The organism is Myceligenerans halotolerans, from assembly GCF_054782975.1.
Window position 1 is genome coordinate 129,501 of sequence record NZ_BAAGRL010000045.1, and the last position, 22,040, is coordinate 151,540.

22 protein-coding genes and 1 pseudogene are annotated in these 22,040 nt (G+C 70.7%); 13 read left to right on the forward strand and 10 right to left on the reverse strand.

Translation table 11 applies throughout. The features are described 5' to 3' along the window. Positions 1-218: 218 nt before the first annotated feature. A complete protein-coding gene (locus ACYVK5_RS22320) occupies positions 219-692 on the forward strand; it encodes a hypothetical protein (protein WP_460708176.1) in 474 nt (157 codons plus the stop codon). After that, positions 685-2,760 carry a hypothetical protein gene (locus tag ACYVK5_RS22325; protein WP_460708177.1) on the forward strand — a complete coding sequence of 692 codons (2,076 nt, stop codon included), beginning with the start codon at positions 685-687 and terminating at the stop codon, positions 2,758-2,760. The genes ACYVK5_RS22320 and ACYVK5_RS22325 overlap by 8 nt, the downstream gene beginning before the upstream one ends. Here ACYVK5_RS22325 and ACYVK5_RS22330 read toward each other — a convergent pair. The 6 genes and pseudogenes from ACYVK5_RS22330 to ACYVK5_RS22355 form a co-directional block, all read right to left on the reverse strand. Beyond that, entirely contained in the window at positions 2,705-3,898 is a 1,194-nt protein-coding gene (locus ACYVK5_RS22330; protein WP_460708178.1) for a glycosyltransferase 87 family protein, read from the reverse strand. The two genes, ACYVK5_RS22325 and ACYVK5_RS22330, sit on opposite strands and share 56 nt — an antisense overlap. 123 nt (positions 3,899-4,021) lie before the next feature. Next, positions 4,022-4,228 (reverse strand): hypothetical protein, encoded by a 207-nt coding sequence (locus ACYVK5_RS22335; protein ID WP_460708307.1) that lies wholly within the window; start codon positions 4,226-4,228, stop codon positions 4,022-4,024. Positions 4,229-4,373: 145 nt separating this feature from the next. Beyond that, positions 4,374-4,484: pseudogene (locus tag ACYVK5_RS22340) on the reverse strand (hypothetical protein); the annotation flags it as partial. A 57-nt stretch (positions 4,485-4,541) separates the two neighbouring features. Next, on the reverse strand, positions 4,542-6,098 hold the full coding sequence (locus tag ACYVK5_RS22345; protein ID WP_460708179.1) for a SulP family inorganic anion transporter: 1,557 nt from the start codon (positions 6,096-6,098) through the stop codon (positions 4,542-4,544). Between the two features lie 318 nt (positions 6,099-6,416). Further along, positions 6,417-7,148, reverse strand: a complete 732-nt coding sequence (locus ACYVK5_RS22350; protein ID WP_460708180.1) for a polyamine aminopropyltransferase — start codon at positions 7,146-7,148, stop codon at positions 6,417-6,419. 7 nt (positions 7,149-7,155) lie between these two features. Further along, positions 7,156-7,362, reverse strand: coding sequence for a DUF2795 domain-containing protein (locus ACYVK5_RS22355; RefSeq protein ID WP_460708181.1), 207 nt, complete (start codon positions 7,360-7,362; stop codon positions 7,156-7,158). Between the two features lie 155 nt (positions 7,363-7,517). Here ACYVK5_RS22355 and ACYVK5_RS22360 point away from each other — a divergent pair, with 155 nt between their 5' ends. Continuing rightward, the gene (locus ACYVK5_RS22360; protein WP_460708182.1) at positions 7,518-7,952 is read left to right on the forward strand and encodes a class I SAM-dependent methyltransferase; all 435 of its coding nucleotides are present in this window, start codon (positions 7,518-7,520) and stop codon (positions 7,950-7,952) included. 164 nt (positions 7,953-8,116) lie between these two features. Next, positions 8,117-8,839, forward strand: coding sequence for a lytic transglycosylase domain-containing protein (locus tag ACYVK5_RS22365; protein WP_460708183.1), 723 nt, complete (start codon positions 8,117-8,119; stop codon positions 8,837-8,839). On the opposite strand, the gene ACYVK5_RS22370 is transcribed toward ACYVK5_RS22365, so the two are convergent. Beyond that, positions 8,836-9,291 (reverse strand): VOC family protein, encoded by a 456-nt coding sequence (locus ACYVK5_RS22370; RefSeq protein ID WP_460708184.1) that lies wholly within the window; start codon positions 9,289-9,291, stop codon positions 8,836-8,838. The two genes, ACYVK5_RS22365 and ACYVK5_RS22370, sit on opposite strands and share 4 nt — an antisense overlap. 43 nt (positions 9,292-9,334) lie before the next feature. On the opposite strand from ACYVK5_RS22370, the gene ACYVK5_RS22375 reads away from it, so the two are divergent. The 4 genes from ACYVK5_RS22375 (at position 9,335) to ACYVK5_RS22390 (ending at position 12,516) form a co-directional block, all read left to right on the forward strand. Then, a complete protein-coding gene (locus ACYVK5_RS22375) occupies positions 9,335-10,216 on the forward strand; it encodes a helix-turn-helix domain-containing protein (RefSeq protein ID WP_460708185.1) in 882 nt (293 codons plus the stop codon). An 85-nt stretch (positions 10,217-10,301) separates the two neighbouring features. Continuing rightward, positions 10,302-10,691 (forward strand): hypothetical protein, encoded by a 390-nt coding sequence (locus tag ACYVK5_RS22380; protein ID WP_460708186.1) that lies wholly within the window; start codon positions 10,302-10,304, stop codon positions 10,689-10,691. Between the two features lie 466 nt (positions 10,692-11,157). Then, complete coding sequence (locus ACYVK5_RS22385) at positions 11,158-11,862, forward strand: GH12 family glycosyl hydrolase domain-containing protein (protein WP_460708187.1); 705 nt, start codon at positions 11,158-11,160, stop codon at positions 11,860-11,862. A gap of 84 nt (positions 11,863-11,946) precedes the next feature. Further along, positions 11,947-12,516, forward strand: a complete 570-nt coding sequence (locus ACYVK5_RS22390; RefSeq protein WP_460708188.1) for a GNAT family N-acetyltransferase — start codon at positions 11,947-11,949, stop codon at positions 12,514-12,516. A 161-nt stretch (positions 12,517-12,677) separates the two neighbouring features. Here the strand turns inward: ACYVK5_RS22390 and ACYVK5_RS22395 are convergent, their stop codons facing one another. Further along, complete coding sequence (locus ACYVK5_RS22395) at positions 12,678-14,375, reverse strand: CBM35 domain-containing protein (protein WP_460708189.1); 1,698 nt, start codon at positions 14,373-14,375, stop codon at positions 12,678-12,680. Positions 14,376-14,682: 307 nt separating this feature from the next. Here ACYVK5_RS22395 and ACYVK5_RS22400 point away from each other — a divergent pair, with 307 nt between their 5' ends. After that, positions 14,683-15,612: a helix-turn-helix domain-containing protein gene (locus ACYVK5_RS22400; protein WP_460708190.1), complete on the forward strand. Its 930-nt coding sequence runs from the start codon at positions 14,683-14,685 to the stop codon at positions 15,610-15,612. On the opposite strand, the gene ACYVK5_RS22405 is transcribed toward ACYVK5_RS22400, so the two are convergent. Further along, the gene (locus tag ACYVK5_RS22405; protein ID WP_460708191.1) at positions 15,511-16,725 is read right to left on the reverse strand and encodes an MFS transporter; all 1,215 of its coding nucleotides are present in this window, start codon (positions 16,723-16,725) and stop codon (positions 15,511-15,513) included. The genes ACYVK5_RS22400 and ACYVK5_RS22405 overlap by 102 nt on opposite strands. A gap of 93 nt (positions 16,726-16,818) precedes the next feature. Then, positions 16,819-17,256 carry an Lrp/AsnC family transcriptional regulator gene (locus ACYVK5_RS22410; protein WP_460708192.1) on the reverse strand — a complete coding sequence of 146 codons (438 nt, stop codon included), beginning with the start codon at positions 17,254-17,256 and terminating at the stop codon, positions 16,819-16,821. 214 nt (positions 17,257-17,470) lie between these two features. On the opposite strand from ACYVK5_RS22410, the gene tig reads away from it, so the two are divergent. The 4 genes from tig to clpX all read left to right on the forward strand — a co-directional run bounded on the left by tig (position 17,471) and on the right by clpX (position 22,016). Continuing rightward, positions 17,471-18,850, forward strand: coding sequence for a trigger factor (gene tig / locus ACYVK5_RS22415; RefSeq protein WP_460708303.1), 1,380 nt, complete (start codon positions 17,471-17,473; stop codon positions 18,848-18,850). Between the two features lie 216 nt (positions 18,851-19,066). Further along, a complete protein-coding gene (locus tag ACYVK5_RS22420) occupies positions 19,067-19,699 on the forward strand; it encodes an ATP-dependent Clp protease proteolytic subunit (protein ID WP_460708193.1) in 633 nt (210 codons plus the stop codon). Between the two features lie 36 nt (positions 19,700-19,735). After that, positions 19,736-20,446 carry an ATP-dependent Clp protease proteolytic subunit gene (locus tag ACYVK5_RS22425; RefSeq protein ID WP_460708194.1) on the forward strand — a complete coding sequence of 237 codons (711 nt, stop codon included), beginning with the start codon at positions 19,736-19,738 and terminating at the stop codon, positions 20,444-20,446. A 280-nt stretch (positions 20,447-20,726) separates the two neighbouring features. Further along, positions 20,727-22,016 carry an ATP-dependent Clp protease ATP-binding subunit ClpX gene (gene clpX / locus ACYVK5_RS22430; RefSeq protein ID WP_460708195.1) on the forward strand — a complete coding sequence of 430 codons (1,290 nt, stop codon included), beginning with the start codon at positions 20,727-20,729 and terminating at the stop codon, positions 22,014-22,016. Positions 22,017-22,040: the final 24 nt, after the last annotated feature.

Sequence of the window (22,040 nt, forward strand, 5' to 3'; positions counted from 1 at the left end):
GACCCCGTGGATCTGTTCGACCAGGCTGTCGCCGCCGTCCGAGCCTGAGGCGGGGGAGAGCTGAGGCTGGTCTTCGCCTGGACGGACGCGGCATCGGCGAGCACCTCGTACTCGCCCGCCTCGGTGGCGTCGGACAATCCTGGCGATTTGCTGGCCTTGGAGTGCGAGGGTGGATAAGGTTCCCGGGACGTTGCCTGTGACCAGGAGAGACGTGCCATATGGCGGAACCGTGGACGTCGCGCACGGAGATCACCCGTGTCGATGATGTGGGAGCGGCACTCGCGCTCTGTGCTGCCGCCGGCCTGCGGCCGGTGGTCGACCTGGACGCGACGCTCGTCCCGACGGGTGCGGTGGTCGGTGAGCACACGCCGACGCCGTTGGTGCTGCGTATCGCGCTGCTGGTCGACGCCGTGATCGTGACGAACCGCCGGGAGGCTCCCGCGACGTTGTGGGGCATCCCGGTCGTCGCTCGCGCGGGCAAGCCGTGGACCCCCGCGTCGCGCCTGTCCGGTTCGCCGCGGCCGACGGCGGTGATCGGTGACCAGCTGCTGACCGACGGGCTGCTGGCCCGTCGCCTCGGGGCTCGTTTCATCCGGGTGGTGCCGCTGGAGGCGAGCGCGCGGCCATGGCGCACCCGGCTGGCCGACCGGCTCCTCGCCCCGTTCTTCCGGACGGCGGCGACCGATGGCTGAGGGGGAGCAGCCGGCCGCCGGCAAGCCCGAGTACCAGCTCGCGCTGCCCGGCGACAAGGATCGTGCGAGCTGGATCGAGCACCTGGGTTCGCTCTACAGCCTCGAGTCCACGCTCGTGAACGTGGCCGTCACCATCGCCGCGGCCGCCACGCCCATCCTCATCGGGTTCGTCCTCGAGCTTCCGCTGCACTGCGAGCGGGGAGCCGACACGATCGTCGGGGAGAACGGCGAGACCGAGAGGTGTCTCCAGGACGTGCACTTCCTGGCGCTACCGATCATGCCGATCCTGGTGCTGCTGGTCTACTCGTACGTGTTCTTCAACGGCCGCGTGGTGGGCAAGTACCTCAGGGCCCTGGAGCGCAGCCTGACAGCCGGCAATCCCGGCGCCCTGCGGGACGGCAGGCGGAGCCGGAAACTTCGGTTCCCCGCGCTCGGCCGGCTCAACGGGGCCTTGTACGGCGCGGAGACGAACTCGCTGGCGCCCCTCAGGTTCCTGTATCTCGGGCTGGCCGCCACGATCTTCACGGTCAGTACGGGTTCGATCGTGTTCGTGCTGTGGCAGGTCCGTGATGAGGCCCAGCGGATCGCCGGGGTGGCCTTCTACAGCCTCCTCCTGCTGCTCATCGTCGTCTCGTTCAGCCGCGGGGCGTCCCACGCGACGTTCGACAAGCTCATCGAGGCCGTGGCCCGGCGGGACCTCGCGAAGCAGAAACCCTATGCGCCGGTACTCTCGTGGCCCCTGTTCCTCCGGTTCGCCCTTGCGCCCCGGATCCTCTCGATCTTCAAGGGGCAGGACGCGGTGGTCGTCGCGGCGCTCGTCGTCGTCCTCGGGTACTGGTCCGGCGGGGCGTGGCCGACTGCCCTCGGGCTCGTCCTGGCGTACGAGCTGATCCTGTACCAGACCCGGTACCTGCTCAACGGGCTCCGCGAGGACCCGGGCGTGCTCCCGCTCCCGGGGAACATCCGGAACGACGAAGCGCGTCCGATGACGCCGTTCCAGCAGCTCGCAGGGCTGCTCGTCGCAGCCCTGCGCGTCCTGGCCTTCGTCGTCGTCGCGCGTCAGCTCGGCATGTCCGGGGAGGCGATCACGTGGTTCACCGGTGCCCTCGGCGCGGTCTTCCTGGCCTACGAGATCCCGCGTGAGCGCTGGCGCGAGAAGTTGCGAGCCATCGCGACGGACGCGGACCCGGCCGACGTCGGCGCGCGGGTGGCCACCGAGCTCGGGCGGCGGTCGACACGGGCCGCGGGCTGGTTCCTCTTCGTGGTCGTGGGCAGCGGCTATGGGCTACGGGTGGCGTTCGCCCTCTACGTCACGGCGCCGGACATGCTCTGGTCCCCGTTCGGGGCCGGGCTGATCGCGGCGGTGTGGGCCGTCGCGTCCGCGCAGGTGGCGGCGGGCTGGATGGTCGAGCTCCAGGGCGCGCGGCACGCGGACTCGCCGGCCCTGCACGCCGGGATCCTGGCCAAACCGCACCTGTACTGGGTGGCGACCAGACTGCGCGGCAACCGGCCGGCGGGCGTGCGGGTCTTCGACCTGGAGGAGTCGCGGTGGAGGGAGAAGGTCACCAGCTGGGACACGCGCGCTCTCGTCGCGCCGTGGGAGGCGGCCTCGGTCGTCTCCGTGTGTGCTCTCCTGCTCGCGATCGTGGTGAACTACCCGTCGTGGGTGCGCGCCGGGTGCGCGGCACTCGTGGCCGTCGCGATGCTCGTTCGTGCGTGGTACCTCTCGCACCACGAGGCGTCGCGGTATCCGTCGCTGCTCGGCTGGCCTGCCGTCGCAGGCACGGGCGTCGCGATGTTTCTCCTGGTGATCGACCAGGGGTGGCGGCCGGCGACGGCGTACGGCGTCGTCGCCGCATGGCTCGTCCTCCGGCTCATGGCGTCCCGGGACGGCAGGTTCGACCGGCTCGTCGACGCGGCGAGGAACATCTGGACCAGGGCGCGCGGCGTCGCGAGGACTCTCGGCGGTGTCCTGCTGCGGATCGCCGAGTACCTGCTCGGCCACACGATCGTCAGGGCCTTCGCGGACGCCGGGAAGAAGCGCCGGAACCAGTGGCTCGGCTGGTGATGTGCGGCGTGCTCGCCGGGCGCCGCGCCCAGCCGACGAAGAGCAGGGTGAGCGGAAGGACGAGGTAGCCGGCCCGGCTCGCCGGAGCCAGGAGGTACACCGTCGTGAACGCTCCGGCGACGCGGTAGGCCAGCGCGGTGTAGTCCGTCGTCGGCCGTCGCCAGGCATGGACCACCCAGGCCAGGGCCCCGGCCGACATCAGCGCGAACGCGAGCTCCTGCCCGCCCGCGGCCGCCAGGAGCACCCCGGGAAAGGGGGACTGCGCGGGCGACTCCACGTCCTCGAGCCCCGCGGGGAAGGACACGACACTGGCCCACAGCGCCTCCGGATCCGCAACCAGGACCGGCACCACGAGCAGGCCCGCGGTCAGCGCGGCCGGCAGCAGGTACCGCAGGGAACGCCCGACGCCGTGGGTACGGAGCAACTCCACGGCCAGCAGGACCACGAGCAGTCCCATGGTGGGCTTCATCGCCGTCGCCGCGCCGGAGGCGAGGGCCGCGAGTGCCCAGTTCCGCCGGCTGACGGCGAGCACCGCGAGCGTCGCGGCGGCGGTCATCGGCAGGTCGATGGCGCTGACCGCGAGCGTCATGGCCAGGAGCGGCATCGCGAGGAACAAGGGGAGGAGAGACCTGCTGCGATCCGGAAGATCTTGCGGACCGGTCGGCCTGGCGCCCACCAGCACGCTCGCCACGAAGGCGGCGGCGATCCAGAGGCGCGGGTCGCCGAGCGGCGAGTCGAGGCCGAGGGCCCGCGGGAGCCCGAAGGCGAACAGGAGCGGCAGGTAGGGCCGGTAGTCGTCCAGGGTCCCGGGCGACGAGTGGTAGGGCGTACCGGTCGCCAGCAGGGATCGCGCCCCGTCGGACAGGACGTGTACCTCGGGTTGCGCGACGTCGCGGGCGGCCAGGATCACGAGCGGGACGGCCACCGATCCGAGTGCGGCGATCCAGCCTGCGGCAGGCCTCGCGCGGGGGATGAGCGAGACGACGAGCGCCACGACGTAGGCGCCGATGGCGGCCTGCGCCCAGGCCCGGTGCGAGACGAGCGTCGTGATCTGGAGAAACGCCACTGTCGAGACGAGGTAGGCGGCAAGAGCGTAGCGGTCACCGTTTCGGACGAGGTGGGCCCCGAGCTGCCGCATGGTGACTGATGGTAGTGCCACGATCACGGTGGCCGGTGCGTGACACCGCCCACGGGATCGAGTCCGCCGTCGGGCGGCTCACCGTACCGGAGGTCACCCGGCCGGCCTCCGGCACGGGCTCGTTCACGGGCGCGGGGCCCTCGCCGGGATCCGGGTGGTGCGCAGGATGCCCTTGCAGACGGCCAGGCCGAACTCTCCGGCGAGCTTGGCGGCCTCCTCCAGAGTGAAGTTCTGGTAGCGGCAGCTCTCGGCGGTGGTGGCCGGGGCGACGAGGAGCGCGGCCACGCCGAGCGTGGCGGCGGCCGCGAGGGAGCGCGCGTATCGGATCATGTTTTCGGATCCAAGCGTGCGACGGCCGGTCCCGCATATGACAGGACCGGATGGCCCGGGCCGCGGCTCGCGGGATCGGCAGATCGTCACCGCCCGGCGCGGCCAGCCGGTCCCGGACGACGGCGATCGTGGCGTTCCACACGCCGTTGCCGTAGGTGGGGTACGGGTGAGTGGTCCCGGCGAGGTCGGTGGCGGTCAGGCCCTTGCGGATCGCGAGGGTGACCTCGGCGAGCGATTCCCCGGCCCGGGGACCCACGACCTACGCCGTGGCCACTGATTCCACTGCTGCTGCCGGTCCGAACTGCTCGTCCGGTCAGTGCGCGGCGCCGAGCCGTCCGGAGAGGCGGTCGTAGCGGGTGGTGGTGTCGGTGTTCATGCCGATGATGGTGACGTTCTTGCCCTTGCGTTCGTACTTGGTGCGTACGGCGTCCAGGGCGGCGACGCTGGAGGCGTCCCAGACGTGGGCCTCGGTCAGGTCGATGACGATGTTTCGCGGGTCGCCGGTGTAGTCGAACTGGTAGACGAGGTCGTTGGAGGAGGCGAAGAACAGTTCGCCCTGGACGGCGTAGACGCGCTGGTCGTCGGCGTCGGAGGCGTCCAGCCGGGTGACGGTGGTGAAGTGGGCGACGCGGCGGGCGAACATGACCATGGCGACCAGGACGCCGGCGATGACGCCGTAGGCGAGGTTGTGCGTGGCGACGGTGACCACGACGGTGACGAGCATGACGGCGGTCTCGGACTTGGGCATGCGGCGCAGGGTGCCGGGCTGGATGGAGTGCCAGTCGAAGGTGCCGACCGAGACCATGATCATGACCGCGACCAGGGCGGCCATGGGGATGATGGCGACGACGTCGCCCAGGCCCACGACCAGGATGAGCAGGAACACGCCGGCCAGGAAGGTGGAGATGCGGGTGCGGGCGCCGGAGGCCTTCACGTTGATCATGGTCTGGCCGATCATGGCGCAGCCGCCCATGCCGCCGAAGAATCCGGTCACGACGTTCGCCACGCCCTGGCCCCAGGCCTCGCGGGTCTTGTTCGAGTGGGTGTCGGTGACGTCGTCGACCAGCTTCGCGGTCAGCAGGGATTCCAGGATGCCGACCAGCGCCATCGCCACGGCGTAGGGGGCGATGATGCGCAGGGTCTCGAACGTGAGCGGCACGTCGGGGAAGAAGAGGGCGGGCAGGGACTCGGGCAGCGCGCCCTCGTCGCCCACGGTCGGCACGGCGATGCCGGCGGCGATGACCACGACGGTCAGCAGCACGATGGAGACCAGGGGTGCGGGCACGATCTTGGTGAGCCGGGGGAAGAGCACCATGATCGCGATGCCGGCGGCGACCAGCGGGTAGACGGCCCAGGGCACGCCGGCCAGGTGGGGTACCTGGGACAGGAAGATCAGGATCGCCAGGGCGTTGACGAAGCCGACCATGACCGAACGCGGGATGAACCGCATCAGCTTGGCCACCCCCAGCACGCCGAACACGACCTGGATGACCCCGGCCAGGATGACGGTGGCGATGAAGTAGTCGATGCCGTGGTCCCGTGCGACCGGTGCGATGACCAGCGCGATCGCGCCGGTCGCGGCGGAGATCATGGCGGGGCGTCCGCCCACGAACGCGATCGTGACCGCCATCGTGAACGACGCGAACAACCCGATCCGCGGATCCACCCCGGCGATGATCGAGAACGCGATCGCCTCCGGAATCAGTGCCAGTGCGACGACCAGCCCGGCCAGCACCTCGGTCCGCAGCACCCGCGGGGAACGCAGGGCGGCCAGCGTGCCACGCAGGCTCCCGTCCACCTCCGGAGCGCCCGTCGACGGGGTGGGACGAGGGGCAGGATCGGGCAGGTCGGTCAGGGTCTCGTTCGACACGCAGTTCTCCGCATGATTCGGGGGACCACGCTGCCTGGAGGACGCGGCCCCAGGGACAGGTCTGGGGGCACGCGGCATTGCGTGAAACATCTGGTGAGGGGGAGCCGGGTGGTATCGCGTCCGTACGAGGCCGCAGGAACCCGGCGCCACCGAACTCTACCCTGACGTTACGGAAGAGTCGAATCGCTGCGCATCGATCCCGGCGGCCCGTCCTGGCCCATACCGCGAGGAGGGCGCGGTGTCCAGGGCGTGTCGGCAGGCGAACGACACCCTCACGCGACGTCAGAGTTGCCCGGGAGGAGGTATCGGCTGAGCCTGCTATGCAGGCGTCGTGGCGAGGTACACGGTGTTGGTGGAATCGCGCTGCTGGAGCGGGTTGTCGAACCGGATGACCTCGCACCGTGCCGTCGCGAAGACCTGTTCGAGCGTGGCGGTGAACTCCTCGTCCGGGGGGTCGTTCGACCACAGCGCGAACACGCCGCCGGGGTGCAGTCGCCCGGCCAGCCGGCGCAGACCTTCGGGCCCGTACAGGTCGGCATGGCTCGGGTGCAGGTGATGGCGGGGCGAATGGTCGACGTCGACCACGATCGCGTGCCACGACCGATCCGGCGCCGAGGTGTCCGGGTGCGGTTCGAACCTGGCTCCCGACCGCACCATCTCGAAGAAGTCGCCGGCCACGAACGAGCATCTCGGATCCGCCGTCAGTTCCTTGCCGAGCGGGATCAGGCCGCGTTCGTGCCAGTCGATCACCGTCGGCAGCGCGTCGACGACCACCAGGCGACGAACGGCCGGGTCGTCCAGGACGGCCCGGGCCGTGTAGCCGAGGCCCAGCCCGCCCACCACGACATCCGCGACCGGGACGGCCCGCTCGGCCAGCGCGAGCCGTCCCAGCTCCACCTCTGCGGCGGTGAACATGCTGGACATGAGGAACTCGTCGTTCAGCTTGATCTCGTGCACGTCCTTGCCGGTGACAGGGTCCCGCCGGCGGCGCAACGTCAGCTCGCCGAGGGGTGTGGCCTGCCAGTCGAGTTCCTCGAACCGCGCACTCATCGGCGCCTCATGTCTCGGGCTCGACGGGGGTGTCCGGCAGGTGGTCCCACAGGTCGCGCATCGTCGCGAATCTCCGGTCCGGAAGGCGCTCCAGCTCCACGAGCAACTCGGGCGGCCCTCCGCCCTTCACCGCGGCCGCGAGGATCTCGGACCGGTGAGCCCCGGATGGTCCGAACGCATCGGCGACGAGGTCCGCGACCTGGACTCGAGCCACGTTTCCCAACTTGCCTCCCCGGATGGATCACGTCGACCGCCACTCTACCGTGGCGGAAGATTCTGCCGAGAGCCCGCACGGGATTCCTCGCCGCAGAATGCTGCCATGGAGGTGCCGAGGAGGCTCTCCGAAGCGGGCGCCCAACCTTCCCTCACGTGAGGGTCGGACAATTCGCGGCGCGCCCCGACGCCGTCCAGTTGCGCCCGGTGCTCGAAGCCGCCTTCGGCGATCTCGGGCCGGACGCGACGCTTCTCGACCTCGGCGCGGGATCCGGTGTCGGTACGCGCACTCTCGCGGCATGCACGCGGGCGCGGATCATCGCCGTCGAACCGTCGCGGACGATGCGGTCGGTCCTGCTCGCGCGCATCGCCGACGACGGCGCGCTGGGCGAGCAGGTGAGCGTCATGGCCGGCGCCGTGCCCCGGGCCCTCGAGGAGTTGCCGGGTGAGGTCGCCGGTTTCGTCTGCGCGCACATGCTGGGCCACCTCACGGCGGCGCAGCGGACCGAGACGTTCGCCGTGGTGCGGTACGTGCTGGAGGTCTTCGGGCGCTGTGCGGACTGCGCGGACGTGCTGGAACGTCGTCGGTAGAGGGTGACTCTCGTGCCCGGAAACCGCGCACATCTGTGGGAGGTGTTGTCGTGGCCTGCCGGATCGGCCGTCGTCGGCCATAACCTCGACCGCAGGACGGCGGCGCCGGCAGCGGCGTCGCGCGGATCGACTGGTTCCCCCGACCATGGAGACGCATCATCACTGTGCGAGCACCGACTCAGGCCGCTGTCCTCGCGACCGCGCTGCTTCTGGCCGGCTGCAGCCCGAGCGCAGAGACGTGGCCGCCGGAGCGCGGCTTTCCACCAGCACCGCACCAGCAGGTGCCCGAGTCCGCGGTGGACGAGTCCGTCGTCGACCAGGTACCTATCGCCGAGCTGGCCCGGCCGGCCTGGCTCCGGGAGGTCTCCGAGAGTACGGAGATCCCGCCGCGCGCGCTGGCCGCCTACGCCGGCGCGTCCCTCCGGCTGGCTCGGACCGAGCCGCAGTGCGGGCTGGGATGGAACACGCTGGCAGGTATCGGCGCCGTCGAGTCGGTGCACGGCAGCTACGGCGGGGCCCGCACCGACGACGACGGGACGGTGAGCCCGCCGATCATCGGCATACCGCTGGACGGCAGCGAGGGGGTCATGGAGATCCGTGACACTGACGGCGGCGAGCTCGACGGCGACCCGGAGTGGGACCGCGCCGTCGGCCCGATGCAGTTCATCCCGACCACCTGGGAGAGCTACGCCCAGGACGGGAACCTCGACGGCGAGGCGGATCCGCATCAGATCGACGACGCGGTCCTGACCGCCGCCCGGTACCTGTGCCGGAGCGGTGGCGACGTCACGACCGACGACGGGTGGACGGCGGCGCTGGTGACCTACAACCGCTCGATGTCGTACGCCCACGAGGTGGCCGACCTCGCCGAGTCCTACGCTGCTTAGCCCGCCTGCTCCGCGACCCATGCGTCGCTCGCGCGCTGGATGTCGGCGGCGGTCACGGCGTCGTCCACCGTGACGAAGTACCAGCGGTGGCCGAACGGGCAGCGCACGGCGGCCTGCCGGAATCCCTCGAACCAGTCGGCCGGCTCGGTGAGGCTGGTCGCCCCGGCGCCGATCGCCCGCGCGTAGGCGGCGTCGGTGTCCGTGACCGGCACGGTGAAGCTCGCGTGCGTCGGCGCGCCGGGCTCCGGTGCGACGGAGTCGGGCGGGAACGCGGCGGCGACGGTGAACGTGGACTCGCCCGCGGCGGACCGCAGGACCAGGTCGGAGTGGATCACCGCGTCGCCGGCGGTGACGACGTCGAGCGTCTCGGCGCCGAGGGCCGCCTCGTAGAAGGCGATGGCCGCGCGGGCGTCGGACACGGAGATGTTGGGGTGCAGGGCTGAGTTCCTCATGTCGTCGATGCTCGCGCGGCCCGCATGTGCGAGGCTTGGAAGAATGCGACAGGTGTTCGAAGGCGGATCGCGCCCGGGAGGCGTTCTCGGCTCCGGGCCCACGCTCGGCATCGTGGACCCCGTACGCGCCCGCGACCGTTACACGCTGGTCCGGGTCCCGCCGGCCCCGGACCTCGCCGACCTGATCGACCGGCACTGGGTGATCACCTGGGACCTGCCACCCGGAGAGACCTTCACGCAGACGGTCGTGCCGCACCCCGTCGGCAACGTCGTCGCCGAGGACGCCGGCCTCCTCGCCCACGCGATGCCCGCCGGACTCTTCCTGCGCACGCTCACCGGCACCGGCAGCGTGGTCGGCACCAAGTTGCACCCCGGCGGCTACCGCGCACTCCTCGGGCTCGCGGACGCCGGCCGGCGTGGCGCCGTCGAACCGGTCGGGAATCCCGGCCCGACGGCGGCCCGCACCGTCCGCGAGGCGCTCGGCCAGGCGTCGTCCGGCAGGGCGGAGGCCGCCACCCGGACGATCACCCCACTGCTCCGCGCCGCCGCCGACCGCACCCGGACGCCGCGCTCCACCGCCGCGCTGGCCGCGCTCCGCGAGGCCTTCGCCGCGATCGCCGACGCCGCGCCGGGCGCCACCGTCGTGGCGCTCGCAGCCGGGCTGGGCACCACGCCGCGCACGCTGCAGCGCCTGTTCGCCGACTGGGTCGGAGTCAGCCCCAAGTGGGTGCTGCGGCGGCACCGGGTGCACCTCGCCGCCGAGCTGCTGGGACGGGACCCGGCGCGGGACCTGGCGGGGCTCGCGGCGGCCGTCGGCTACTACGACCAGGCGCACTTCACCGGCGACTTCACGCGCGTTGTCGGCGTCGCGCCGGGGGGGTTCGCGCGCAGGTGCGCGAGCGTCGGATCTCCTGCGGGCTCGTAGTTGCCGCTCAGTCGCGTGCGAGCAGTTCCGGCGTGTCGAGTCGTTGACAGACCGTTCCGGCCGTCCGCTACCCTCGGGCGATTCGGTGCTTCGAGAAAACGATATCGAAGCCTCGGGCCGGTACGACAGCGTCGACGCCTTCATCGCGGACCTGGAGAAGCTGAGGAAAGCCGGCATGGAGGCACCGCTGGCGCTCGGCACCACGTGGACACAGGTCCACCTCTTCGAGACCGTGCTGCTCGGCAGCCTCGGCGCCGAGGCGTACACCGGCCTCTGGGACGGCAGTACGGACTGGAACAGCCCCGAGGTGACCGCGGCGCTCGAGGACTTCAAGACCGTCCTGGGCTCCCGGCCCGCGCGGACATCGACGAGAACGAGTTCACCGAGTACCAGAAGATGGCGATCGCGTCCTTCAAGGAGGACGCGATCGTTTCCTCCATGGCTCACGGGGCGGCCGTTCCCATTGCCCACCTGAACGCGATCACGGCGGCTACGACAACGTTTGACGAAGAGGTGCTGAAGCGCGGGGGAGGCGTCGCGGCATTCCAGGCGGAACTCGCGTCCGCAGCGGGATAGGCCGCCACGGCGATCCCGGCGCGGAGCCTGACGAGGGTCCCGCGCATATAGTCCGGTAGTGCAGGAAAGTACAGGGAGTGACACGTTTCACATGGGCGCGCCCCGACGAGCTCTCCGGGCTGTGCGTGGCGAATTCCTGCCGGAAAAGGACGGCGTGCTGCCGCACGCCGTCCTTTTCCGATGAACCGCGAAATGCGCTCCGTGGCCGACCATTCCATTCCGCACGTCGTGAGGTCTACGCTCTGATCCGCGACCACCGTCGCACGTCATTTGTTCATCGCCAGATCCCGGAGATCTGCGGCCCACCGGTTCGCAGAACGATGCCTACGACGACACCGCTATCCGGAATGGAAAGGCAGAACCACATGAAACGACGATCACTTCTCCTGGCCGCTCTCGCGGCCCCCGTCGCCGGAGCCGGAGCCGCGCTCGCCACCCAGACCGCCGCCCAGGCGGCCACCTGGTGGTCCTCCGACCGCTGGGGCTCGTGGCGCACCGGCGAGTACACCCTCTACAACAACATCTGGGGCGACGGCCACGGGTCACAGACGATCTGGGCCAACTCCCACAGCAACTGGGGCGTGTGGGCCGACCACCCGAACACCGGCGGCATCAAGTCCTACCCGAACGTGTCCTACACCCTCGGACGCGACGTGTGGGGCATGGGCGACGTCAACAGCTCCGCCGACGTCGCCGTCCCCTCCGGCTCCGGACTGGCCTACAACACCGCCTACGACGTGTGGGGCAACGGTCACGACCACGAGATCATGATCTGGACGCAGTGGACGTCCAACGTCGGCCCGATCGGCAACTACCGTGCCACCGTCGACCTCGGGGGGCGCCGATGGCGGTACTACCAGGGCCACAACGGCGGTAACCACGTCTACAGCTTCCTCGCCGAAGCCCAGAGCACCAACGCGTGGGTGAACATCACCGCCCACTGTCAGTGGCTGGTCAGCGGGGGCTACATGCCGCGGGTCCGGATCGACCAGATCCAGTTCGGCTGGGAGATCACCTCGTCCTCGGGCGGCCGTGACTTCCGCGTGAACTCCTACTCGCTCAACCGATAGATCGTCCACCACCCTCCCGGTGGGATCCGCCCCGGCGCGGCCGGGGCGGATCCTGCCATGGGTGAGGGATGGCACAGTGGAATCGTGAGTGTCGAGGTGCGCCCGGCCACCGTGTTCGAGGACGTCCGGACGCTCGTCGGCCCGAAACGCCCGGACGCCAGCGTGTGCTGGTGCCTGAGCTACCGGATCGGGTCGGCGCTGAACGCGCAGTTGCGTGGTCCGGCCCGGGGCGAGTGCGTCGCCGAGCTGATGCGCGACGGGCCGCTCGGCGTCCTCGCCTACGACGATGGCGAGCCGGCCGGCTGGGCCGCCGTCGCGCCCCGGGCGGCGACGTCGTTCGCGCGGAGCCGGAAGATCCCGCACCTCGACGACCTGCCGGTGTGGTCGCTCTGGTGCATCCGGGTCCGCCCCGGCCACCGGGGGCGCGGACTGTCCCACGCGTTGATCGCCGGGGCGGTCGACCACGCACGCGACCAGGGCGCGCCGGCCGTGGAGGCGTACCCGGTCGACAACCGCGGTGAGAAGGTCGACCTGACCATGGCCTATGTGGGCACCCGCAGGGCGTTCGAGGCCGCGGGATTCGAGCACGCGGCGGACACCACGTCGGTGCTGGCCGGCTTCCCGCGCGTCCTCATGCGGCTCGACCTGCGCTGAGCAGGCTGGGCGCCGGTCCACTCCACGAGGGTCCGGGTCGGGTCGGTCCTGCGGTGCGACGCGTGGTCGGCCGGTTGTCGCACGGTCGGTCCGATGTCGTGAAATCGGTCGCTCGAAGGACCGACCTCGCGACATCGGACCGACCTCGCGGCAGCCGAGCGTCAGGAGAGTCTGATGCTGTCCAGCTCCGCGTAGCCGGTGCCGCCCTCGAAGTAGGGGGAGCCCTTGGCGAGGCGGATCATGTTGTACCCGGCGTCGAGATCGACGGTGACGTCGACCTCTGCGAACTGCGCCCATCCCGCCGTCGGCGGGTAGGAGACGGTGGACCAGGCGCCGCCGTTGTACGCGAGCCCGTGGGTCGACGTCGCACCGGTACCGTTCGCGTAGCGGATCGTCATCGTGTAGCTGCGGGCGGTCGGCACGTCGACCGCGAAGTCGACGAAGCTGTCCGAGCGCATGTCGGCCGAGCCGTCGATGCCGCCGACGTAGTAACCGTTGGAAGCGCCCGCCGACGAGCGGGTCTGCGCGTTGACCACCGACGCGTTCTCCGCCTCGTAGGTCTGCTGCCAGGACGACGTCGGCCCGCCCGCCGGGGTGATCTCCACCTGGTAGGCGCCCTCGGCGGTCATGCCGTTGACGGGAACGGTGACGCTGCCGCCGGAGACGGGCATCGTGGAGGCGGACATGACGGTCGGGGACGGGACGTGGGTGTGGCGGCCGGAGCCCGGCACGGACCGGACGGTCACGTCGACCGAGGAACCGAACGACGACAGGCCGTCGACCCGTACCGCGTTGTCGCCGCTGTCGCCGCCGAGGACCACGTTGACGATCTGGCGGCTCGAGTCGTAGGACGCGACGCCGTCGAGCCAGCTCTGCGGCGTGGTCCGCACGACGTTGCCGGCCATTGCGCCGTACCAGCGGTAGGCCCAGTACGACGCCGTGGGCTCGCCCTCGAGAGTGAACAGCCCGTCGAAGGTGCCCGCCTCGAACCAGTAGGCGCGGTGCGCCTCCCGCGCGCCGTACCGCTCGAAGACCGACATCCAGTGCACGGCGACGCTGGGGATGTCCATCTGGTTGTACGAGTTGTACTCGTTGATCGCGATCGGGCGCGGGCTGATACCGAGCTGGTTCTCGATCGCCCGGTAGTCGGCGACGTGGTCGTCGAACGAGTTCCAGTCCATGTCACCCAGCTCGTGCCAGACGATCACGTCCGGAAGCGTGTTCGTGTCCCGCGCGTGCGTCAGGAACGACAGCATCCGGTCGTGGCTGTAGTGGGAGTCGCCGGGGCCGACGATCGGTGTCACCGTGTCCATGGTCCGGATGAGCCGGTGGGTGCGGGTCCAGCCGTCGTGCCAGCTACCCGCCGCGGTGTCCCAGGTCCAGTCCGGTTCGTTCCAGATCTCCCAGCCCTGGATGTTCGTCGCCCACGTGGCGTCCAGGCGGTCCTGGACCATCGTGCGGACCTTGTCCTCCCAGTCCGCCCAGCCCTGCCACTGGTAGGGGAACGACGGGTAGATGTCCGGCATCCGGATGAACTGCTGCGCGCCGGCGCGGGTGATGTTGCCGGCCACGTCGAGGGCGTCGCAGCACGGCTCGGTGGCTCCGTTGCCCAGGTGCGTGGTGCCGGGCGGGGGCTGCGTGAAGCTGATCGGGCTGAGCGGCAGCAGCTGGTCGGTGGTCGGCTTCGAGTCCGAGCCGACGCCGTACAGGCCGCCCGCCGCGACGTGCGTGACGGGCCGGACGACGTCGCCGACGTCCACGGTGAGCGTGTTGCCCGCGGCCGACGCCGGCAGCGCGGGGGTCAGGGAGGCGCCCACCACCAGGGCGAGCGCGCAGGCTCGGGACAGGATTCTTCGCATGGCATCTCCTCGTCGAGAATGGGCAGAGCGGATGTGAACCGGTTCGACTCGCGCGGCTCGATCCGTGACGCTAGCTTCGAACGCCGTTCGCTGCAATACCCCGGATTCCCGCGGTTGAGGGTGTCCGGGGAGGGAGCTGATCGAGGAGATCCCCGAACCGATTCACATCAGAATGTGGCCGGCTCTTGTGCGTCATGAGGTTGATTACGGGAATGGCCCTCCGGGCGTAAGGAACCTCCTGGCTCGACGGCTGCCACGTAGCTGCCTTGGGTTGCCTGCGCCGTCGGGGAATAGCTCGCGCCTCTTCGTGGCTCCGGTTCATGTGGACTGGGAGATGACGGCGCTGCGGCGCGAGCGGCTGCCCGCGGAGGCGGTCCTGGACCGGCCCGGAGCGCTCTGGGCCCTGGTCGTGTCCGGCGCAGTGACGCTCGAGACGGCGAACGACCGGCGGACGGTGCTGCCCGGCGACGCGCTGCTGGTCGACGCCCGCACGGCGCACCGCCTCACGGCCGACGTCGAGACCGACCTCGTGCACGGGGACCTGCGGCGGACCGTCCCGGCCATGCCGCTGCCGGGACCGCTGGTTCTGCGCGGTTTCGGCGAGGAGCATGGCGGCATCGTCGCGCTCGTGACGACTTGCCCGCTCACGGTGCAGTGCAAAGCCGACCTGTTCGCGGCGGCCTACGCGAGCCTCATCGGTGCGGCGATCTCGTCGGTGTGGCACTCGGCCGAAGGGCTCGGCGGCCGGGCCGACGGACCCGACGGGCCTGCCGGCCCGGGCGCGGAGACCGGCGCTCCGGCCGATGACGCGCAGGTCGCCGAGGTGGTCGCCGCCCTCGCCGCCGAGCCGGGCGCGCGGTGGACTCTCGACCGGATGGCGGGCCTGGTGCACCTGTCGCGTTCCTCGCTGACCGAGCGCTTCCGCCGCGCGACCGGGCACAGCCCGATGCGGATGCTGCGCGAGGTGCGGATGAACCGGGCCCGCACGCTGCTCACCCAGCAGTGCCTGCCGGTGACGCGGGTCGCGTTCGAGGTGGGGTACGGCTCCCTGGCCGCGTTCAGCCGGGCGTTCGCCGCGGACCACGGCGTCCCGCCGCTCACGTGGCGTGCCGCACCCGACGCCGGACCGGGGCCGTCAGCCGCGGGGTATCCGCAGCAGCGCCCAGCCGATCCCCGCCGCCACCGCGGCTCCCGCCCCGACCACGAGCAGCGGCCCGACGCCGTACCGGTCCAGTAGCGTCCCGCCCAGCGTGGCGCCGACGGTGATCGCCACCTGGAACGCCGTGACGGTGAGCGCCATGGCCGACTCCGTTCGCTCGGGCTCGACCCGCGCACCCCAGAGCTGGACGATCACCGGGACCATGTTGAACGTGAAGCCCCACAGGACCACCGCGACCGCCAGCACCGGCACGGAACCCGCGGTCGCCGTGAGCACCAGCGCGGCGCCGAGACCGATCGGCGCGACCGCGGCCAGCGGCCGCAGCCGGCGCGCGAGCATCCCGGCGACGACGGTCCCCGCGACGGCGCCCGCGCCCCACGCCAGCAGCATCCACGTCGCGGCACCCGGCTCGACCCGCTCGATCGCGATGCGGATGTACGGGTAGGCGGCGAAGTTGCCGAACGCGACGAGGACCACGCAGCCGATGCCGGCCATCAGCCGCCGGTTGCGCAGTGCCTCGCGCAGCATCCGCAGGCCCGCCGTCGGGTGGGCCGGGACGGCGGGGAAGGTCGCCGCGAGCGCGACGGCGCTGAGCGCGCAGAGTGCGGCCGCGCCCCCGAACGCCGTCCGCCAGCCGACGGCGTCGCCCACGAGCGACCCGAGCGGGACGCCGAGCACCGTCGCGATGCTGACGCCGAACGAGATGGCCGACGACACCACGCGGTCCCTCCCGGGGACGGCGTGCGTGCCGGCGCTGAAGGCGAACGACCAGTATCCGGCGATGGCGACGCCGAGCAGGAGCCGGCCGACCAGCAGCACGGCGAAGCTGGGTGCGACGGCGACCGCCAGGTTCGACAGCGCCGCGGCGGCGAGCAGGCCGAGGAGCACGGTGCGCCGGTCGGTCCGGGGGAGCAGCACCGCGATGCTCGGCGCCGTGAACGCCCCGGCGATCGCCGTCGCGGCCACGGCCAGTCCCGCGGTGCCCTCGCTGACGCCGATGTCGGCAGCCAGCGCGGGCAGGACACTGGCGGGCAGGAACTCGCTGGCGACGAGGATCGCGATGCCGGAGGCGAGTGCGATCACCGGCGTCCAGGTCGCGCGGGGCGGGACGGTGGGTGGGGCGCTGGTCGGGGCACCCGGCGGGGAGGTTCGTGCGGGTGCGCCGGCCGGGGTGGTGCTCTGTGCTGACATGTCCCCAGCCTCGGCGGGGGCCGGGCGCGGTGGTTGATCGTGCGGCGGGCGTTGTTGATCGTCCGGCCGCGCGGCCGTTCATGCCGCGGCGGATCACGCCTCGGGTCGGTCCACCACGCGCGACATCACGATCGAGGTGCGGGTCTTGACGACGTGCGCGGCGGCCCGGATCCGTTCCACGGTGCGCTCGATGCCGGCCATGTCGGCGGCGACGACGTGCACCATGGCGTCGGCGTCGCCGGTCACCGTGGCGACCCGGACCACCTCCGGGATCGGCGACAGGTCGCGTCGCAGCACGGCCGGGGCGACGATCCCGTCGCAGAAGATCTCGACGTAGCCCTCCAGGGTCCAGCCCATCGCCGCGGGTGTGACGTGCACGGTGAAGCCGGCGATCTCCCCGCGCGCGAGCATGAGGTCGACCCGCCGCTTCACCGCCGGGGCCGACAGCCCCACCGCGTTCCCGACCTCCTGGTACGTGGCGCGCCCGTCGCGCAGCAGGCGCTCGACGATCGCCCGGTTCAGCTCGTCCATGTGCGCATCGTGTGCCGCTCCGGGGGAGCGTGCAAACCCGCTGCCGTCGTCGCATTCGGCAGGAGACGCCGTGAGGCGTAAGATAATCGGGATTGCCGTGCATCTGTCGCACGATTCTGCATCCCCGCGCCCGCCAGGTGGCTCCTGCCGTCGTGAGTTCCTCACGTCCCAGGTACCGGGTGAGCGCACCCCCGATCATCTGGAGACCAACGAAGTGAAGAGCGCCGTCGAGACCCTGGACCCCACCAAGGTCAAGCTGACTGTCGAGGTGGACTACGACGAGCTCAGGCCGAGCATCGACCACGCCTACAAGCACATCGCGGAGCAGGTGAACATTCCCGGCTTCCGCAAGGGCAAGGTCCCCCCGCGCATCATCGACCAGCGGGTCGGCTGGGGCGCCGTCGTGGAGCACGCCGTGAACGACGGCCTCAACGACTTCTACCGCCAGGCGCTCACCGACAACGAGCTGCGCCCGCTCGCGCAGCCGTCCGTGGACGTCACCGAGGTCCCGGCCAAGGCCGGCGAGGGCCAGCTGAAGTTCACGGCCGATGTCGAGATCCGGCCGGAGCTGGACCTCCCCGAGCTGAACACGCTCGACCTGATCGTCGACCCGGCCGAGGTCACGGACGAGGACGTCACCGAGCGTCTCGATGCGCTCCGCGAGCGTTTCGGCACCCTGGTCGGCGTGGACCGTCCGGCCGCCGAGGGCGACTACGTCGTCATCGACCTGAACGCCAAGATCGGTGACGAGGAGGTCGACTCCGTCTCCGGCGTCTCTTACCAGATCGGCTCGGGCAACATGCTTGAGGGTCTGGACGAGGCCCTGACCGGCCTGTCTGCCGAGGAGACGACGACGTTCCGCGCCCCGCTCGCCGGCGGTGACCACGAGGGTGAGGACGCGGACGTCACCGTCACCGCCACGAGCGTGAAGCAGCGGGACCTGCCCGAGGCGGACGACGACTTCGCGCAGCTCGCCTCCGAGTTCGACACGCTCGACGAGCTCAAGGAGGACCTGCGGTCGCAGGCCGCCCAGGGCAAGGGATCGGACCAGGCCGTCGCCGCGCGTGACGAACTCCTGGAGAAGCTCCTGGAGGCCGTCGAGGTGCCCGTGCCGTCCGGTGTGGTCGAGGCCGAGGTGCACCGTCACCTCGAGCAGGAGAGCCGCCTGGAGGACGACGAGCACCGCGCCGAGGTCACCCAGGACGCCACGAAGGCGCTGCGGAACCAGATCCTGCTGGACACGCTCGCCGAGAAGCTCGAGGTCAAGGTCGGCCAGGGCGAGCTCGTGGAGTACCTGGTCAGCATGTCGCGCCAGTACGGCATGGAGCCGGGGGAGTTCATCCAGACGCTGGAGCAGGGCGGCCAGATCCCGCAGATGGTCGGCGAGGTCGCGCGTTCCAAGGCGCTGGCCGTGGCGCTGCGCCAGATCGAGGTCAAGGACTCGGCCGGCGCCGTCGTCGACCTGAGCGAGTTCATCGGCTCGGACGAGGTCGACGAGCAGCAGTCGGCGCTGGAGCAGGCCGTGGCCGACGCCCAGGCCGCCGCCGGCGAGGCGGACGGGACCGCGGACACGCAGGAGCCCGCCAAGGCCTGATCCGGCCACAGGCTGGTTCAGGGACGACGACGGCGCCCGGGGTGGCCTTCCGAACGGAGGGTTCCCTGGGCGCCGTCGTCTCTTCCCGTTACGCCGAGGGCAGCGCCCGTGCGCTGTCGGCGAAACGAGGCCCCACGAGGGAGTTCCGGCGGCTGCGGGCGCGTTAGGGTCGATCGACAAGCTTGCAGGAACCTGCCGGACACTGAGGAGTGAGACGTGAACGATCTGCGGACAGACGCTGGGCCGGTAGCACGGTCGGAGGGGTCGAACCTCGGCCTCAACGACTCGATCTACAACCGGCTTCTCAGGGAACGCATCATCTGGCTCGGCTCGGAGGTGCGTGACGAGAACGCCAACGCGATCTGCGCCCAGATGATGCTTCTCGCGGCGGAGGACCCGACCAAGGACATCTGGCTCTACATCAACAGCCCCGGCGGCTCGATCACCGCGGGGATGGCGATCTACGACACGATGCAGTTCGTCCAGCCGGACGTGGCGACCGTGGCGATGGGTATGGCGGCCTCGATGGGCCAGTTCCTGCTCAGCTCGGGCGCGAAGGGCAAGCGCTACGCGACCCCGCACGCCCGGGTGATGATGCACCAGCCCTCCGGCGGCATCGGCGGCACCGCCACCGACGTGCGGATCAACGCCGAGCTCATCATGCACATGAAGAGGGTGCTCGCGGGGCTCACGGCCGAGCAGACCGGCCACACGCTGGAGGAGGTCGTCAAGGACAGCGACCGGGACAAGTGGTTCACGGCGCCCGAGGCGCTCGACTACGGCTTCATCGACCACGTCGTCGAGCACGCGGCCCTCGCCGGCGGCGGCGGCATGAACACCGCGTCCTGACGACGCCCGCATACTTCGAGGATCGAGGAGATCACAGTGAGCCCTGAAGCCCAGTTCATGGCGGCGGCCGAACGCCTCGCCGGGTCGTACGCCCGGCCCGGCGGCATCGGACTGCCGCACGGCGCGCCGTCGAGCCGCTACGTGCTGCCCCAGTTCGAGGAGCGCACCGCCTACGGATTCAAGCGCCAGGACCCGTACACCAAGCTGTTCGAGGACCGCATCATCTTCCTGGGCGTCCAGGTGGACGACGCGTCCGCCGACGACGTCATGGCGCAGTTGCTCGTCCTGGAGTCCCAGGACCCGGACCGCGACATCATCCTGTACATCAACAGCCCCGGCGGCTCGTTCACCGCGATGACGGCGCTGTACGACACGATGCAGTACATCAAGCCGCAGCTCCAGACGGTCTGCCTGGGGCAGGCAGCCTCCGCGGCGGCGGTGCTCCTCGCGGCGGGCCAGCCGGGCAAGCGGCTGGCGCTCCCGAACGCCCGCGTGCTCATCCACCAGCCCGCGATGGAGGGCGGCGGCTACGCGCAGGCGTCGGACATCGAGATCCACGCCAACGAGCTCATCCGGATGCGTGAGTGGCTGGAGGACACCCTGTCGCGGCACTCGGGCAAGACGGTCGAGGAGGTGCGCGACGACATCGAGCGCGACAAGATCCTCACGGCGGCCGAGGCCAAGGACTACGGCCTGGTGGACCAGGTCCTGGAGTCGCGCAAGATGCAGGTCGTGCCGGCCTCCTGAGCGGACGGCCCTCCTGTGCGACGGACGCCGGGGTAGCGGGTGACGAGCAGGATCCCGCTGCCCCGGCCGCCTGGGCGGTCCGGACGGCGCCGGACCGCCGGAAAAACGAGACACGCCGTTGAAATCATGGCAATCTTGCCAGTGCTGGCGAGAATCACACCTGGACGACCCGCCGTGCGACCGGCTGACAACCCGGCCCCCGGTGGTGTGCAATGGGAGACAGAATCGCCCGACCAGAGCCCGACCGCTCGGAAGAGCGCAGGAGCGAGGAGACGAATACGTGGCGCGTATCGGTGACGGCGCTGAGCTGCTGAAGTGCAACTTCTGCGGCAAGTCCCAGAAGCAGGTCATCAAGCTGATCGCGGGCCCGGGCGTCTATATCTGCAACGAGTGCATCGAGCTCTGCAACGAGATCATCGACGAGGAGATGAACGAAGCGGCCGAGGTCGGGCTCACCGACCTGCCCAAGCCGCGCGAGATCTTCGAGTTCCTCGAGCAGTACATCATCGGCCAGGAGCCCGCCAAGCGGGCCCTGGCCGTCGCGGTCTACAACCACTACAAGCGGATCCAGGCGAGCGGGGGCCCCAAGGCGCCCGGCAGCCAGGAGGACGCGGACCAGGTGGAGATCGCGAAGTCGAACATCCTGCTGATCGGGCCCACGGGCACGGGCAAGACGTATCTCGCCCAGACGCTCGCCAAGATGCTCAACGTCCCGTTCGCCATCGCGGACGCCACGGCCCTCACGGAGGCCGGGTACGTGGGCGAGGACGTCGAGAACATCCTGCTCAAGCTCATCCAGGCCGCGGACTTCGACGTCAAGAAGGCCGAGACCGGGATCATCTATATCGACGAGGTCGACAAGGTCGCCCGCAAGGCGGAGAACCCCTCGATCACCCGTGACGTGTCCGGGGAAGGGGTGCAGCAGGCGCTCCTGAAGATCATCGAGGGGACGAGCGCGTCGGTCCCGCCGCAAGGCGGCCGCAAGCACCCGCACCAGGAGTTCATCCAGATCGACACCACGAACGTGCTGTTCATCGTCGCCGGCGCGTTCGCGGGGCTCGACGACATCGTGGCCTCGCGATCCCGCAAGCGCGGCATCGGGTTCGCCGCGCCGATGGAGACCGGCGGCGACGAGGACCTGTTCGCCGAGGTCCGTCCCGAGGATCTGCAGAAGTACGGCCTGATCCCCGAGTTCATCGGGCGCCTGCCGGTCGTCGCGTCGGTGTCGCCGCTCGACCGGGGCGCGCTGGTCCGCATTCTCACCGAGCCGCGGAACGCGCTCGTGAAGCAGTACAAGCGGATGTTCCAGATCGACGGCGTCGAGCTCGACTTCGAGGACGGCGCCGTGCAGGCGATCGCCGACCAGGCGCTGCTCCGGGGCACCGGCGCGCGTGGCCTGCGCGCCATCATGGAAGAGGTGCTGCAGCAGGTCATGTTCGACGTCCCCAGCCGCGACGACGTCGAACGCGTGGTGATCAGCCGGGACGTCGTGCTGGAGAACGTCAACCCGACGGTCGTCCCCCGCCGCACCGCGGTCCGGGGCCGTCAGCCGCGCGAGAAGTCGGCCTGACGGCCGAGGCGCCCCGCGCGGCGC

Bases quoted from the DNA above. Each gene is read 5' to 3' on its own strand.
- ACYVK5_RS22325 (WP_460708177.1), top strand. From the start codon at position 685: ATGGCTGAGGGGGAGCAGCCGGCCGCCGGCAAGCCCGAGTACCAGCTC.
- ACYVK5_RS22350 (WP_460708180.1), bottom strand. From the start codon at position 7,148: ATGAGTGCGCGGTTCGAGGAACTCGACTGGCAGGCCACACCCCTCGGC.
- ACYVK5_RS22395 (WP_460708189.1), bottom strand. From the start codon at position 14,375: ATGCGAAGAATCCTGTCCCGAGCCTGCGCGCTCGCCCTGGTGGTGGGC.
- ACYVK5_RS22410 (WP_460708192.1), bottom strand. From the start codon at position 17,256: ATGGACGAGCTGAACCGGGCGATCGTCGAGCGCCTGCTGCGCGACGGG.
- ACYVK5_RS22405 (WP_460708191.1), bottom strand. From the start codon at position 16,725: ATGTCAGCACAGAGCACCACCCCGGCCGGCGCACCCGCACGAACCTCC.
- ACYVK5_RS22330 (WP_460708178.1), bottom strand. From the start codon at position 3,898: ATGCGGCAGCTCGGGGCCCACCTCGTCCGAAACGGTGACCGCTACGCT.
- ACYVK5_RS22375 (WP_460708185.1), top strand. From the start codon at position 9,335: ATGCGACAGGTGTTCGAAGGCGGATCGCGCCCGGGAGGCGTTCTCGGC.
- ACYVK5_RS22320 (WP_460708176.1), top strand. From the start codon at position 219: ATGGCGGAACCGTGGACGTCGCGCACGGAGATCACCCGTGTCGATGAT.
- ACYVK5_RS22370 (WP_460708184.1), bottom strand. From the start codon at position 9,291: ATGAGGAACTCAGCCCTGCACCCCAACATCTCCGTGTCCGACGCCCGC.
- ACYVK5_RS22385 (WP_460708187.1), top strand. From the start codon at position 11,158: ATGAAACGACGATCACTTCTCCTGGCCGCTCTCGCGGCCCCCGTCGCC.
- ACYVK5_RS22335 (WP_460708307.1), bottom strand. From the start codon at position 4,228: ATGATCCGATACGCGCGCTCCCTCGCGGCCGCCGCCACGCTCGGCGTG.